Here is a 15,915-nt window from a genome sequence, read left to right as displayed (position 1 = left end):
GCTTCCCACGGAACCGCGGCGACGCGGCCCGTCACACGTGCGGCGAGGCGCCCAGTCCCGCATGCGGTGACGCGCCCCGCCCCGCATGCGGTGACACGTCCCGCGCCGCATGCGGTGACGCGCCCCGTCACACGTAGCGCAGCGCGAACCACAGCTCCATCCGCACGTCCGCGTCGTCCAGGTCCGCCCCGAGCAGCGCCGCACAGCGGGCGATGCGCTGGCGCACGGTGTTGCGGTGGACGCCGAGGGCGATCGCCGTGCGGTCCCAGCTGCCGTGCAGCGAGAGCCAGACGCGCAGTGTCTCGGTGAGCGCCGGGGTGCCCGCGATCGGCGCGAGGAGGCCCCGGGCGTGGACGGCGGCCTCGCCCGGGGCGACCAGCTCCGCGAGGCCCGCGTCGCGCTGGCGGGCCAGCGGCTCCCGGGTCGCCTCGGCCCGGCGCAGAGCCCGCGCCGCCGCGGTGTCGGCGGCGGACAGCTCGGCGGGGTCGGCCGGGGCGCTGACCCCGAGCGTCCAGCCCGGCTGCGGCTCGATCCGGCGCTCACCGGAGAGCACGATCCGTACGGTCGCGCCGTCCGCGTCCACCAGCGCGCTGCCCAGCGCCGCACCGAGCGCCGACGCCGCGATCCGGTCGGGCGGCTCGCCCGGGCGCGTGGCGTGGACCACGGCCCAGGGGCCCGGCCCGAGCGTGGGCGCCACGTCGGCGGGCGCGGCACCCAGCAGCAGCCGTACGAGGGCCGCGGACCGGCCGGTGGCGTCGGTGCCCTGGTGCGGGGCCGTGAGCAGCGACAGCAGGACGACGGCCATGCCGGCGACGGTGTGGCCGCCGGGCTCGCGCCCCTCGGTCGCGATCCCGAGGGCGAGCGCCTCGCCGCCGCCGAGGGCGTATGCGGCGAGGTGCGTGCCCGCGACGGAGTCGGTCGCGGACGCGGGAGCACGGCGTGTGGCGCCGTCGCCCGGCCCGCCGGTCCCGGCGCCGCTGTCCCCGGACCCCGGCCCCGTCCCCGTCCCCGATCCCGCTCCTGACCCTGATCTTGATCCCGGCCCCGTTCCCGTTCCCGGCCCCGCTCCCGAACCGGACCCGGTCTCGTCGTCCGCCGCCGGGCTCACCACCCGCGCCAGCCGCCCCAGCGCCTCCCGTGCCTCGCGCGACGGCGGACGCCCCGACGACTGGAGGACGGAGCCGTCCGGCGCGAGCAGCACCGCCCAGCCGCCGAGGCGGGACGCCAGCTGCTGGAGCACGGCGAGGACCGGGTCGGGCCGGGCGGCGGCGGTGGCCAGGCCCTGCTGGGCCTCGCTGACCCGGCGGAGCTCCTGGTGGCGGACCTGGGCCATGAGCCGCCAGACCGCACGGGCGATCGCCGTGAACGGGGTCTGCGGCGGCACCTCGACCAGCGGCAGCCCGCGCCGCTCGCACGCCTCGACGAGCGCCGGCGGCACGGTGTCGTACACGGGAGCGACCCCGAAGCCGATCGCCGCGCCGCCCGCCTCGGCGACCCGGGCGGCGTACGTCTCCGGGTCCTTCAGCAGCACGCCCGCCGTGAGCAGCAGCTCGCCGCCGAGCAGATAGGGGTACGGATCGGCCATCTCCGAGGTGTGCACCCACTGGATCTCGGCGTCCTCGGGGCCCGCGACGAGCCGCAGCCCCAGGTCCTCACGGGCCAGCAGTGCGGCCAGCGGGATCGGTGGGGCCGGTGGGGCCGCTGGGGCGGACGGGTATGGCGCAGGATCCGGCATGGTGGACGTTCCATCCGACGGCGTCTTCGAGAATGGAGGAAACGTACACTTCATCGTCGCTTACCGGCCACTTACCGTCGTGGTGTCCGGCGGCCGCGGGTACGGGCGGATGTCCCCGCGCAAGAGCCGCCGCGTCCCCTCACATCCATTGCACGACACGCCACCGAGGTGAGCGAAGGAGGGCCCCATGGCCGTCGACTACGCAGTGATCGTCGTCTATCTGGCCGGCATGCTGGCCATGGGCTGGTGGGGCATGCGCCGCGCCAAGTCCAAGAGCGAGTTCCTGGTGGCGGGCCGCAGGCTCGGCCCCTGGATGTACTCCGGCACGATGGCCGCCATCGTCCTCGGCGGCGCCTCCACCATCGGCGGCGTCGGTCTCGGCTACAAGTACGGGCTCTCCGGCGCCTGGATGGTCTTCACCATCGGCCTCGGCCTCCTCGCCCTCTCGGTCTTCTTCTCCGCGCGCATCGCCCGGCTGAAGGTCTACACCGTCTCCGAGATGCTCGACCTGCGCTACGGCGGCCGCGCCGGGCTCATCACCGGCGTCGTGATGTGGGCGTACACGCTGATGCTCGCGGTCACCTCGACCATCGCCTACGCCACGATCTTCGACGTCCTCTTCGACATGAACCGGACGCTCGCGATCATCCTCGGCGGCTCGATCGTCGTCGCCTACTCCACGCTCGGCGGCATGTGGTCGATCACGCTCACCGACATGGTGCAGTTCGTCGTCAAGACCATCGGTGTGCTGCTCCTGCTGCTGCCCATCGCGGTGATCAAGGCCGGCGGCTTCGCGGAGATGAAGGCCCAGCTGCCCACCGACTACTTCGCACCGCTCGGCATCGGCGGCGAGACGATCTTCACCTACGTGCTGATCTACACCTTCGGCATGCTGATCGGCCAGGACATCTGGCAGCGCGTCTTCACCGCCCGCAACGACAAGGTCGCCCGCTGGGGCGGCACCGTCGCCGGCACGTACTGCCTGGTCTACGCCCTCGCCGGCGCCGTCATCGGCACCGCCGCCAAGGTGCTCTACCCCAACCTCGCCAACGCCGACGACGCCTTCGCCACCATCGTCAAGGACGAACTCCCCCTCGGTGTGCGGGGCCTGGTGCTCGCCGCCGCGCTCGCCGCCGTGATGTCCACCTCGTCCGGCGCGCTGATCGCCTGCGCCACCGTCGCCAACAACGACATCTGGCAGCGGCTGCGCGGCGCCGTCACCCGCCGGGGCACCGACGGCGAACCGCACGACGAGGTCAAGGGCAACCGGCTGTTCATCCTGGCCATGGGCGTCGCGGTGATCGTCATCGCCATCGCGCTGAACAACGTGATCGAGGCGCTCACGGTCGCGTACAACCTGCTCGTCGGCGGACTCCTGGTCCCGATCCTCGGCGGTCTGCTGTGGAAGCGCGGCACCGTCCACGGCGCGCTCTCCTCGGTCGTCGTCGGCGGCCTCGCGGTCATCGGCCTGATGTGGCACTACGGCATCCTCGCCAACGAGCCCGTCTACTACGGCCTGCTCGCCTCGCTCGCCACGTACGTCGCCGTCTCGCTGGCGACCCCGCCGACCGACGCGGCGGTCCTGGCCCACTGGCGCGAGCGCCTCGCGGGCCGCGGCGGCCCCTCGGACACCGCGGAGGCGGCCGCGGAGCCGGCCGTCCCGGCCACCCCCTGAACCCCGTTACAGTCATACGACTGCGAACCATAGGAAAAGCGTAGGAAATAGGCATGGTCATGAGCAGCAACGAGACGCCGCGCGGCCCCATCGACTCGTCCCGCATCCCGCGGTACGCCGGACCCGCGACGTTCGCCCGGCTGCCCCGGCTCGACGAGGTCGGTACCACCGATGTCGCCGTCGTCGGCGTGCCCTTCGACGCCGGGGTCTCGTACCGCCCCGGCGCGCGCTTCGGCGGCAACGCCATCCGGGAGGCGTCGAGGCTCCTGCGGCCGTACAACCCGGCGCAGGACGCCTCGCCCTTCGCGCTCGCGCAGGTCGCGGACGCGGGCGACATCGCCGCCAACCCGTTCAACATCAACGAGGCCGTCGAGACCATCGAGGCAGCGGCCGACGACCTGCTGGGCACCGGCGCCCGGATGATGACCCTCGGCGGCGACCACACCATCGCGCTGCCGCTGCTGCGCTCGGTCGCCAAGAAGCACGGCCCTGTGGCGCTGCTGCACTTCGACGCGCACCTGGACACCTGGGACACCTACTTCGGCGCCGAGTACACGCACGGCACCCCGTTCCGCCGTGCCGTCGAGGAGGGCATCCTCGACACCGAGGCGCTCTCCCACGTCGGCATCCGCGGCCCGCTGTACGGCAAGCAGGACCTCACCGACGACGAGAAGATGGGCTTCGGCATCGTCACCTCGTCCGACGTCTACCGGCGCGGCGCCGACGAGGTCGCCGACCAGCTCCGCCAGCGCATCGGCGACCGCCCGCTCTACATCTCCATCGACATCGACTGCCTCGACCCGGCGCACGCCCCCGGCACCGGCACCCCCGAGGCCGGCGGCATGACCTCCCGCGAGCTCCTGGAGATCCTCCGCGGCCTCGCCTCCTGCAACCTGGTCTCCGCCGACGTCGTCGAGGTCTCCCCGGCCTACGACCACGCCGAGATCACCTCGGTCGCGGCCTCCCACACCGCGTACGAGCTGACCACGATCATGTCCCGCCAGATCGCGGCGAACCGCGCCGCGGGCGCGGCGGAAGCCGCGAAGTGACCCCCACCCCGACCGGCCCCGGCGCCACCAGGAGCTCGCGCCGGGCCGGCCGGGGCCCGGCGGCCGGAGCACCGGCGCGCCGGACGCAGAACGACCGCGACGCAGAGGACGCCAAGTGACCCACGACCACGACCTCGTACTGCGCCCCACCGCGGCGCAGACCGCGGCCGCGCTCAACCCTCCCGCCCGTCACCCGGCCACCACCCCTCAAGGGGGCGCTACGCGCCACGTGTCTGATCGGCGGAACGGCGGTGACCTCGTCGTCGAGACCCTCGCCGGGCTCGGCGCGACCACCGTCTTCGGGCTGCCCGGGCAGCACGCGCTCGGCATGTTCGACGCGCTGCGCCGCTCCGATCTCGCGTACATCGGACTGCGCGTCGAGAACAACGCGGGCTTCGCGGCCGACGCGTACGGTCGGGTCACCGGGCAGGTCGCGCCGCTGCTGCTGTCCACCGGACCCGGCGCGCTGACCTCGCTCGCCGCGCTCCAGGAGGCCGCCGCGGCCAGCGCCCCGGTGCTGGCGATCTCCAGCCAGATCCCCACCGCGGGCCTCGGCGGCGGGCGCCACGGCTATCTGCACGAACTGCGCGACCAGAAGGCGTCGTTCCGCGACATCGTCAAGTCCGTGCACACCGTCCGCCACGCCTCCCAGATCCCGTCGGCCGTCGCCGCCGCCTGGGAGTCCGCGCTGAGCGCCCCGCACGGCCCGGTCTGGGTGGAGATCCCGCAGGACGTGCTGCTCGCCGAGGTGACCCTGCCGGTCGTCTCCGCCATGGACGCGACCCCGCACGACCTCGTGCCGCGCCCCGAACTGACCGCCGTCGCCGCGGACCTGCTGCGGAACGCGGAGCGCCCGGCGATCATCGCGGGCGGCGGAGTCGTACGCTCCGACGCGTCCGGCAAGCTGCTGGCGCTCGCCGAGAAGCTGGACGCGCCGGTCGTCACGACCTTCGGCGGCAAGGGCGCCTTCCCGTGGGAGCACCCGCTGTCGATGCGGTCCTGGCTGGAGGACCGGCACACCACCGACTTCCTGGAGGACGCCGACGTCCTGCTGGTCGTCGGCTCGGGCCTCGGCGAACTGTCCTCGAACTACCACACGTTCGCCCCGCGCGGCCGCGTCATCCAGATCGAGGCGGACCTCGGCAAGCTGGAGTCCAACCACCCGGCGCTCGGCATCCACGCCGACGCCCGGACGGCCCTGGCCGTACTGCTGGAGACCGTGGAGGAGCGCCGCGACCCGGCCGCCGCCGAGCGGGTGTCCACCCTGCTGGCGAAGGTGCGCGAGCGGATCGCCGACCAGGAGCTGACCCTGGAGCAGCAGGTGCTCGCCGCGGTCCGCGAAGCCCTGCCGGACGACTCCCCGAGCTTCTGGGACATGACGATCCTGGCGTACTGGGCCTGGTCCGCCTTCGACGCCCGGCAGCCGAACACGATGCACTCCGCCCAGGGCGCAGGCGGCCTCGGCTACGGCTTCCCCGCCGCGCTCGGCGCGGCCGCCGCGGAGCCGAGCCGTCCGGTGCTCGCGGTCTCCGGCGACGGCGGCGCGATGTACTCGATCGCGGAGCTGGCGACGGCGAGGCAGTACAACCTGCCGGTGACCTGGCTGATCGTCGACGACGGCGGCTACGGCATCCTGCGCGAGTACATGACCGACGCCTTCGGCGAGGCGACCGCGACCGAGCTGTCCCGCCCGGACTTCGTCGCGCTCGCCGAGTCGTTCGGGGTGCCCGCGGTGCGTACGACGCCCGAGTCGCTCCGCGAGGACCTGGCCAAGTCGCTGGCCGAGCCCGGTCCTTCGGTGGTGGTGCTGCCGGCGCTGCTGAGGATGTTCGCGCCGACGCACCTCTGAGCTCCGCTCGCAGGATCCGCGCGTGAGGCCCTGTCGAACGACAGGGCCTCACGCGTACAACCTTTCGTCCGCTGTCGAGTCAAGTGAGGCGTGAACCCACACCTCATCATCCGCCGCAGACGTGCGGCCCTGTGCGCGACGGTCGCGCTCGGCGTGCTCCTGCCGGCCGTCGCGACGGTGGCGACCGCCACGCCGGCCGCTGCCGCTGCACCCGCCGCGACCTGCACCTCGCTCACCCCGGGCCTGGCCGCCAAGCTGGCCAAGGACATCAACGGCGCCCTCGCGGGCCGTGCGTCGACGACGGCGATCTTCGTCAACGACCGGATCAGCCGGACGAGCTGCACCCTGCGCCACGAGCAGCGGTTCGACTCGGCCAGCGTGGTCAAGGTGACGGTGCTCGCCGCTCTCCTATGGGATGCCCAGAAGAGCGGCCGTGCGCTGACGGCCACCGAGAAGTCCCGCGCCAAGGCCATGATCACCCAGTCGGACAACGACTCGACCAGCGCGCTGTGGCGCCAGCTCGGACCGACCAAGATCCAGAACTTCCTCCGCGCCGCGGGCATGACCAAGACCGTCCCGGGCTCCGGCGGCTACTGGGGGCTCACCCAGATCACCGCCTACGACCAGCAGAAGCTGCTGTCGCGGATCACGGTGAAGAACGGCCTGCTGACGGATGCCTCGCGCAGCTACATCCTCCAGCTGATGAACCAGGTCGTCTCGTCCCAGCGCTGGGGCGCCCCGGCGGGCGCCCCCGCCACCGCCAGGATCCACGTGAAGAACGGCTGGCTGTCGCGGTCCACGCACGGCTGGCGGGTGCACTCGACGGCCGCCTTCACCGGTGGCGGGCACGACTACCAGATCACCGTGCTCACGTACGACAACAAGACCATGAACGACGGCATCAACACGATCCAGGCCGTCGCGCGCGCGGTCCACAAGGACCTCAACCCCACCGCGCCCACCCGCCTGGGCTACACGCCGACGGCCACTCCGGAGGAGGCCGTCCCGGCGGTTCCGGGCCGCCCGGCGCAGGACGCCGTACAGGCGGACCCGGCGCTGCGCTAGGCCGTGTCTGACAAGTCCCGCCTGGTGCGCGATGCCCGGCACGCACTCCTCCGTAGCCCTTCGGGCACGGGAGGTGCCCCGACGCTGCGTTGTCGGAGTCATCCGAGTGCGTCCGGTACGAGGATGGTCCTCTGCCTTGCGATGGCACGTACCGGATGCCGCGCACGCCGCCCTGCGGGCGGACGGCGCCATGTGTCAGACACGACCTAGCCGCTCTCCCGTTCGGCTGCCTCATGTACTCCGTACGGCTCCCGGGAACGGTCCCTGGTCCTAGGACCAGGGACCGTACTTTTGTTGCGGCACGTTGCCGCGGGATGAAATCCGCCGCGGCCCGTGTTGGTGCCTTCCGGCAGAACAGGACATCGGGAGGCACTGGTGACGGCGGCGGCAGAGCATTCGTGGGCACGGCGGCTGGCCGGGTACGCCTGGCGGTACCGGCTGAACGTCGTGCTCGCCCTCGGGTCCTCGCTCGCCGGCATGGCCGTGATGGCCGTCGTCCCCCTGATCACCAAGGTCGTCATCGACGACGTCATCGGCGATCACACACGGTCACTGGCGGTCTGGACCGGTCTGCTGATCGGCGCCGCGGTCGTCGTCTACGTCTTCACCTACATCCGCCGCTACTACGGTGGCCGCCTCGCCCTCGACGTCCAGCACGATCTCCGTACCGAGATGTACGCGACGATCACCCGGCTCGACGGCCGGCGCCAGGACGAGCTCTCCACGGGACAGGTCGTCGGACGGGCGACCAGCGACCTCCAGCTCATCCAGGGGCTGCTCTTCATGCTCCCGATGACGATCGGGAACGTCCTCCTCTTCGTCATCTCCCTCGCCGTCATGGCCTGGCTGTCGCTGCCGCTCACCCTGGTCGCGCTCGCCGTCGGCCCCGCCCTCTGGTTCATCGCCAAGCGCAGCCGGGTCAAGCTGCACCCCGCCACCTGGTACGCCCAGCAGCAGGCCGCCGACGTCGCCGGCGTGGTCGACGGGGCCGTCTCCGGTGTCCGGGTCGTCAAGGGTTTCGGCCAGGAGGAGCAGGAGACCGGAAAGCTCAGGGAGGTCGGCCGCAGGCTCTACGCGGGCCGGCTGCGCACGATCCGGCTCAACGCCCGCTACACCCCCGCCCTTCAGGCCGTGCCCGCGTTCGGACAGGTCGCGATGCTGGCGCTGGGTGGCTGGCTGGCGACCCGCGGCCAGATCACCCTGGGTACCTTTGTCGCCTTCTCGACCTATCTCGCCCAGCTCGTCGGGCCGGTGCGGATGCTCGCCATGGTGCTCACCGTCGGCCAGCAGGCCCGGGCCGGGGTCGAGCGGGTGCTGGAGCTGATCGACACCCGGCCGTCGCTGCAGGAGGGCACGAAGGAGCTGCCGCCCGACGCCCCGGCGACCGTCGAGTTCGACGACGTCGGCTTCGCGTACGGCTCCGCCGGCGAGGCGGGGCGGCCCGTGCTCGACGGTTTCTCGCTGGAGATCAGGCCCGGTGAGACCGTGGCCGTCGTCGGCTCGTCGGGCAGCGGGAAGTCCACCGTCTCGCTGCTGCTGCCGCGCTTCTACGACGTCACGCACGGCGCCGTCCTCGTCGGCGGCCACGACGTGCGCGAGCTGACCCTCGACTCGCTGCGCGCCGCCATCGGCCTCGTCCCGGAGGACAGCTTCCTCTTCTCCGACACCGTCCGCGCCAACATCGCGTACGGAAAGCCCGACGCGACGGACGAGGAGATCGTCCAGGCCGCGCGCACGGCGCAGGCGGACCGTTTCATCGACGAGCTGCCCGACGGGTACGCCACCACGGTCGGTGAGCACGGCCTCACCCTCTCCGGGGGCCAGCGCCAGCGCATCGCCCTCGCCCGCGCGATCCTCGCCGACCCCCGGCTGCTGCTCCTCGACGACGCCACCTCCGCCGTGGACGCGCGTGTCGAGCACGAGATCCACGAGGCGCTGCGCGGCGTGATGGCCGGGCGGACGACGCTGCTCATCGCCCACCGCCGCTCCACGCTCGGCCTCGCCGACCGCATCGCCGTACTCGACGGCGGCCGGCTCGCCGACATCGGCACCCACGAGGAGCTCCAGGAGCGCTCCGCGCTGTACCGGCGGCTGCTCACCGACCCGGACGAGATGGGCGGGGTCTCGCCGGGGCACACCGTCACCGTCGAGCTGCCCGAGGACCGCACCGTCCTGGCCGAGCTCGACGCCGGGTTCGACGCCGAGCGGGGCATCACGCCGCCGCTGTGGGTGCGCAAGGAGGAGGCGGAGGAGGACGCGGTCACCGGGGCCACGCCCGAGCTGCTCGCCCAGGTCGCGGCGCTGCCCCCGGCCACCGAGACGCCCGACGTCGACGAGGTGCGGGCGGTGACGCCCGAGGTGTCGTACGGACTGCGCAGGCTGCTGCGCGGTTTCGGTCTCCCGCTGCTGTTCAGCCTGGTGCTGGTCGCGATGGACGCGGGCATGGGCCTGCTGCTGCCGGTGCTGATCCGGCACGGCATCGACGACGGTGTCGAGAAGGCGGCGATGGCCGCGGTGTGGGCGGCGTCCGCGCTGGCGCTCGTCACCGTGGTCGTGCAGTGGGCGGCGCAGATCGGCGAGACCCGGATGACGGGGCGCACCGGCGAGCGGATCCTCTACGCGCTCCGGCTGAAGATCTTCGCGCAGTTGCAGCGGCTCGGCCTCGACTACTACGAACGCGAGCTGACCGGCCGGATCATGACCCGGATGACGACGGACGTGGATGCCCTGTCCACGTTCCTCCAGACCGGTCTGGTCACCGCCTTCGTCTCGGTCGTCACCTTCTTCGGCATCATGGCCGTGCTGGTGGTGATCGACGTGCAGCTGGCGCTGGTGGTCTTCGCGACGCTGCCGGTGCTGGTCGTGGGCACCTTCTTCTTCCGGCGCCGGTCGGTGAGGGCGTACGAACTCGCGCGCGAGCGCATCGGCGTCGTCAACGCCGACCTCCAGGAGTCGGTCAGCGGGCTGCGGATCGTGCAGGCGTTCCGCCGCGAGCGCTCCGGGAACCGGCGGTTCGTGGAGCGCAGCGAGAGCTACCGCGAGGCGCGGGTGCGCGGCCAGTGGCTGATCTCCGTGTACTTCCCGTTCGTCCAGCTGCTGGCGTCGGTGGCGGCCGCGGCCGTGCTGATCGTCGGCGCGGGACGGATCGAGGCGGGCACGCTCACGACGGGTGCGCTGGTCGCGTATCTGCTGTACATCGATCTGTTCTTCGCGCCCGTGCAGCAGCTGTCGCAGGTCTTCGACGGCTATCAGCAGGCGACCGTGTCGCTGGGCCGCATCCAGGAGCTGCTGCGCGAGCCGACGTCGACGGCCGAGGCCCGGGAGCCGCTCGACGTGCTGTCGCTGCGCGGCGAGATCGCCTTCGAGGACGTGTCGTTCGCCTACGGCGACGACGAAGAAGCGCTCAGCGGCGTCGACCTGCGGATCCCGGCCGGGCAGACGGTCGCCTTCGTCGGCGAGACCGGCGCGGGCAAGTCGACGCTGGTCAAGCTGGTGGCCCGGTTCTACGACCCGAGCAGCGGGCGGGTCACGGCCGACGGCGCCGATCTGCGCGACCTCGACCTCACCGCGTACCGGCACCGGCTCGGTGTCGTCCCGCAGGAGGCGTACCTCTTCCCCGGCACGGTGCGCGACGCCATCGCGTACGGGCGTCCGGAGGCGACCGACGCCGAGGTGGAGGCGGCGGCCCGTGCCGTCGGCGCCCACGACATGATCGCCATGCTGGACGGCGGCTATCTGCATGAGGTCGCCGAGCGCGGCCGGAACCTCTCGGCGGGCCAGCGCCAGCTCGTCGCGCTCGCCCGGGCGGAGCTCGTCGACCCGGACGTGCTCCTGCTCGACGAGGCGACCGCCGCGCTGGACCTGGCCACCGAGGCCCAGGTCAACCAGGCCACCGACCGTCTCACCGGACGCCGCACGACGCTCGTCGTCGCCCACCGGCTGACCACCGCCGCCCGCGCCGACCGGGTGGTCGTCATGGACCGCGGCCGGGTCGTCGAGGACGGTACGCACGACGAACTCCTGGCCGAGGACGGGCGGTACGCGCGGCTGTGGCGGACGTTCATCGGCGAGGAGGCGCCCACGGAGGAGGCGCCCACGCCGGCCTGAGGCCCTGAACCCCCGCCCAGCGGGCCCGGGTGAGTTGCCGGTTTCGGCAACCGCCCGGGCCCGTGTTGCGTCGTACGTCAGTACGGCTTGGTGCATGAGGGGAGCAAGGGTGTTCGGAAGACTGGTGGTGCATACCGTCGTGGTGCTCGCCGTCGTCATGACGCTGTCCGCGGCCGGTTCCGGGAGACAGCAGGCGGCGGCCGTGTCCGTGTGCTCCGGACGCCCGGCGAAGACGGTGCTGTTCGCGACGGGCGAGCTGCGCATCCACAAGACCCGCCAGTACGTGTGCGCCCTCGCCGTCGCCAGAAAGCCCGGCGCCCGGCGGGAGATGTCGGTGTCCCTCCAGCCCCGCGGCGGCCACGCCGCCGTGGACAGGGGCCGCTTCACCCGGCAGGCGGGCCCGGTCACCGTGCACGCGCTCAACCGCTGCGTCCGCGTCTCGGGCGCCATCGCCGGGCACAGCGCCTCGACCGGCTGGATCCTGTGCTGAATCCAGTGCCGATTCCGTTGCCGATTCCGTTGTCGAATCCTGTACTGACGCACCGTTGACCGGAATTCGCCACGACAACTGGGTCTGGCGATGTGGGTGTTGCCCCCGCTAGGTTCACCGCGACCAATGTGAACCAAGGGGAGGGTGCTGCATGCGCAAGGCGCTGAGATGGCTGCTGTCGCTGACCGTGCTCATAGGCACGGCAGGTGCGACGGCGAGCGCGGCCACCGCCGCCGATCCGGCCGTCACGGGCTCACCGGGAGCGTCCGCCGGCACCGTTGCCGACACCGGCACGGAAGCCGACATCAAGGACCGGATCCTCGCGATCCCCGGGATGAGCCTGATCGAGGAGAAGCCGTACCCCGGCTACCGCTACTTCGTCCTGAACTACACCCAGCCGGTCGACCACCGCCGGCCTTCCAAGGGCACGTTCCAGCAGCGGATCACCGTGCTGCACAAGGACACGGCCCGCCCGACCGTCTTCTACACCAGCGGCTACAACGTGGGCACGAGCCCCCGCCGCCGCGAGCCCACCCAGATCGTGGACGGCAACCAGGTCGACCTGGAGTACCGCTACTTCACCCCGTCCCGGCCCCAGCCCGCCGACTGGTCCAAGCTCGACATCTGGCAGGCCGCGAGCGACCAGCACCGTGTCTTCGGCGCGCTGAAGAAGATCTACGACAAGAAGTGGATCTCCACCGGCGGCTCGAAGGGCGGCATGACCGCAACGTACTACGAGCGCTTCTACCCGCGGGACATGGACGGTGTCGTCGCGTACGTCGCGCCCAACGACGTGGACAACAAGGAGGACGCGGCCTACGACCGGTTCTTCGAGAAGGTCGGCACCAAGGAGTGCCGCGACAAGCTGAACGCGGTGCAGCGCGAGGCGCTCGTACGCCGTGAGCCGCTGGAGGCCCTCTACACCACGTACGCGGCCGACAACGGCTACACCTTCAAGACCGTCGGCTCGCTCGACAGGGCCTTCGAGGCCGTCGTCCTCGACTACACCTGGGCGTTCTGGCAGTACAGCCTGGCCGCCGACTGCGACGCGGTCCCGGTCGCGGCGACCGCCACGGACCAGGAGATCTGGGACAGCGTCGACGCGATCTCCGGCTTCTCCTTCTACACCGACCAGGGCCTGGAGCCGTACACCCCGTACTACTACCAGGCGGGCACCGAGCTGGGCGCGCCCACCATCACGTTGCCGCACCTCAAGGGACTGAGCCGCTACGGCTACCAGCCGCCGCGGAACTTCGTGCCGCGGGACATCCCGATGCACTTCAAGCCGTGGGTGATGGACGACGTGGACGGCTGGGTCCGCCACCATGCCCGGCAGATGCTCTTCGTCTACGGCGAGAACGACCCGTGGGGTGCTGAACCGTTCAGGCTCGGCAAGGGCGCGCGCGACAGCTATGTCTTCACCGCCCCCGGCGCCAACCACGGCGCCAACGTGGCCGGTCTGAACCCCGACCAGAAGGCGCAGGCCACTGCGCGGATCCTGGAGTGGGCGGGCGTCGCCCCGACCGCGGTCCAGGAGGACCCGGCGAAGGCGAAGCGGCTGACGAAGCCCGACGCGAAGCTCGACAAGCAGGACATCGAGCGGGAGCCGACGCTGCGCCCGTGATCACCCGGGCTGCGTCCGTCGACCGTGTGCCACAGGCGACGGGCGCAGCCCACCGGGTCTTCCCCGAACGGCAGCCGGACGTACGGATCGGCCGAGGACGGGCACTGCGCCCGCTCCTCCATGGCGGACACCACCGTGAACTCGGGCCACCGCCCTCTCGCTCGTGCACGCCGCCTCGCGCGCACCGGTGACGCCACGGCTGCCGCCTCCCGGTGACGGATGGCAGGCGACCATGAGTGCGCAGACCACGCCCACGCCCGGCAGACGTCCCGCGTGCATGCATCCCCCGATCGCTCCGCCCGGCGTGACCCGCGGGCCCGGGTGCACGCCGGGGGAGCAGAGGGACTTTGCGCCGTGTGAGGGTGGTGCGCCGACGGCGCGGCCCACACCGCGCTACTACCTAATAGGTCAGTCCGTATCCCACCGGGTACAGCACCTGGGCGGGATCGTCCGCCCGCTGCACCGGCACGGGGAGCCTCCCCGACGGCTCGGCGCGGCCCGCGATCACCCTGACGGCCGCGCTCAGTTCGACGTCCGTCCAGCTGTACGCGGCGAGCGAGGCCGCGGCGCCCATGCCCGTCAGCTGTGCGATGTCGTACGGATTGCGGATGGCGACCGTGACCACGGGCACGCCCGTCGCGGCGAGCCGGGCCACCAGCGTGCGCTGGGGGCTGGTCGCCGAGACGTTGTACGTGCCGACGACGACGACGTCCCTACCGGCCGCGGCCGCCACCGCCTCGTCGATCTTCGCGGCGGTCGGGGTGATGCCGGTGGACACCACGGTCGCCGCAAACCCGAGTTCGGTGAAGGCCGTGGCGAGGGTGGTGGTGGGAGGGCCGGTCGTCCCGGAGGGCGAGGCCGGATCGGCGCCGACGACCAGGACGTCGGCGTGCCGGCGGGGGGAAAGCGGCAGCAGGCCGCCCTCGTTGGCCAGCAGGGTCGTCGTCTCCTCGGCGATCCGGTCCGCGGCCTTCAGATGCGACCGGGTGCCGACCATGCGGTCCACTCCCTCATGGGTGACGAACGGGCCGCGGAACAGCCCGAGTTTCGTCTTCAGCAGGAGGATGCGCAGGATGGACTCTTCGAGGCGCTGCTCGGTCAGCTCGCCGGTCTTGACGGCATCGAGGACGGCGTTCCAGGCGAGGGGCAGGCTCGGCGGGTTGAGCAGCTGGTCGCAGCCCGCCTTCAGCGCCAGCACGGGGACGCGCTCGTCGCCGTACTTCTGCCGCACGCCCGCCATGCCGAGCGAGTCGGTGACCACGACCCCGTCGTAGCCGAGCTGCTCGCGCAGTATGCCCGTCAGGATGGGGCGGGAGAGGGTCGCGGGGTCCTCGCTGGGGTCGAGCGCGGGGACCACGATGTGCGCGGTCATGATCGAGTCGATCCCGGCGGCGATGGCGGCCTGGAACGGCGGTGCGTCCAGCTCGCCCCACTGCTCGCGGGTGTGGTGGATGGTGGGGAGGGCGTAGTGGCTGTCGTCCTTGGTGTCGCCGTGGCCCGGGAAGTGCTTGGACGTCGCGGCGACGCCCGCGCTCTGGTACCCGCGCACCTGGGCGGCGACGAGCCCGGCCACGGACTGCGGATCGGCACCGAAGGACCGTACGCCGATGACGGGGTTGGCCGGGTTCACGTTCACATCGGCGACCGGCGCGTAGTTCTGCACGATGCCCATCGCGGCGAGCTCGGCACCGGCGATCCGCGCCGCCTCCCGGGCGTCCGACCGCGAACCGCCCGCGCCGAGCGCCATCGCACCGGGCACGAGGGTCGCGGGCTTGCCGACGCGGGCGACGATGCCGTGCTCCTGGTCGGTGGAGATCAGCAGGGGGATGGGCGTGGGCTGGGCGAGGCCCGCCTGCTGGATGCCGTTGGAGAGATCGGCGATCTGGTGGGGGTCGCGGGTGTTGTGGGCCCAGACGAAGTAGATGATTCCGCCGACGTGGTAACGCTCGATCAGCTCGGCGGCCGTCCGGACGCCGATCTCCGTGAGGTTGGCGTCGATATCGGCCTGGTCGGGGGCGGTGGCCGAGTGGCCGTACACCCGCATGACGAAGAGCTGCCCGACCTTCTCCTCCAGACTCATCCGGGAGATGAGCCGCTTGAGGCGGTCACGAGTGGCGGCCTGGGCCCGGGCGTCGCTGTGGGCGCTCGCGGGGCCTGCGGCAAGAGCGACGGCCGCGGCTCCGGCGGCGGTTGCGGTGAGGAGAGTACGTCTGGAGGGGGTCGTCCGGTCCTGCACTGGTGCTCCTCCCATGAAGGAAACTTCCAAGGTGCCACGGATATCTGGAAAGTAACTGCCAGTCAAGGGATGTGGTCGCCGAGGA

General features: G+C 72.1%; 9 protein-coding genes. 7 read left to right on the top strand and 2 right to left on the bottom strand.

Translation table 11 applies throughout. From position 1 onward, the window contains the following. Positions 1 to 127: 127 nt before the first annotated feature. Positions 128 to 1,735, bottom strand: a complete 1,608-nt coding sequence (locus tag KK483_RS11875) for a PucR family transcriptional regulator (RefSeq protein ID WP_262005195.1) — start codon at positions 1,733 to 1,735, stop codon at positions 128 to 130. 187 nt (positions 1,736 to 1,922) lie between these two features. Between KK483_RS11875 and KK483_RS11870 the strand changes: the two genes are divergently transcribed. The 7 genes from KK483_RS11870 to KK483_RS11840 all read left to right on the top strand — a co-directional run bounded on the left by KK483_RS11870 (position 1,923) and on the right by KK483_RS11840 (position 13,594). Then, positions 1,923 to 3,410, top strand: coding sequence for a sodium:solute symporter (locus KK483_RS11870; RefSeq protein ID WP_262005194.1), 1,488 nt, complete (start codon positions 1,923 to 1,925; stop codon positions 3,408 to 3,410). 59 nt (positions 3,411 to 3,469) lie between these two features. Further along, on the top strand, positions 3,470 to 4,459 hold the full coding sequence (gene speB, locus KK483_RS11865; protein WP_262005193.1) for an agmatinase: 990 nt from the start codon (positions 3,470 to 3,472) through the stop codon (positions 4,457 to 4,459). 115 nt (positions 4,460 to 4,574) lie between these two features. After that, positions 4,575 to 6,308: a thiamine pyrophosphate-binding protein gene (locus tag KK483_RS11860; RefSeq protein ID WP_262005192.1), complete on the top strand. Its 1,734-nt coding sequence runs from the start codon at positions 4,575 to 4,577 to the stop codon at positions 6,306 to 6,308. A gap of 159 nt (positions 6,309 to 6,467) precedes the next feature. Next, positions 6,468 to 7,373, top strand: coding sequence for a serine hydrolase (locus KK483_RS11855; RefSeq protein ID WP_399016031.1), 906 nt, complete (start codon positions 6,468 to 6,470; stop codon positions 7,371 to 7,373). A gap of 375 nt (positions 7,374 to 7,748) precedes the next feature. After that, on the top strand, positions 7,749 to 11,480 hold the full coding sequence (locus tag KK483_RS11850; protein ID WP_262005191.1) for an ABC transporter ATP-binding protein: 3,732 nt from the start codon (positions 7,749 to 7,751) through the stop codon (positions 11,478 to 11,480). A gap of 109 nt (positions 11,481 to 11,589) precedes the next feature. Continuing rightward, positions 11,590 to 11,970: a hypothetical protein gene (locus KK483_RS11845; RefSeq protein WP_399013916.1), complete on the top strand. Its 381-nt coding sequence runs from the start codon at positions 11,590 to 11,592 to the stop codon at positions 11,968 to 11,970. A gap of 151 nt (positions 11,971 to 12,121) precedes the next feature. Further along, positions 12,122 to 13,594 carry a S28 family serine protease gene (locus KK483_RS11840; RefSeq protein WP_262005190.1) on the top strand — a complete coding sequence of 491 codons (1,473 nt, stop codon included), beginning with the start codon at positions 12,122 to 12,124 and terminating at the stop codon, positions 13,592 to 13,594. A gap of 400 nt (positions 13,595 to 13,994) precedes the next feature. Here KK483_RS11840 and KK483_RS11835 read toward each other — a convergent pair whose 3' ends face one another. After that, a complete protein-coding gene (locus KK483_RS11835) occupies positions 13,995 to 15,845 on the bottom strand; it encodes a glycoside hydrolase family 3 protein (protein WP_399013914.1) in 1,851 nt (616 codons plus the stop codon). Positions 15,846 to 15,915 lie beyond the last annotated feature (70 nt).

This window comes from Streptomyces sp. FIT100 (assembly GCF_024584805.1).
Classification (GTDB): domain Bacteria; phylum Actinomycetota; class Actinomycetes; order Streptomycetales; family Streptomycetaceae; genus Streptomyces.
This window is presented reverse-complemented; position numbering and strand designations above follow the sequence as displayed.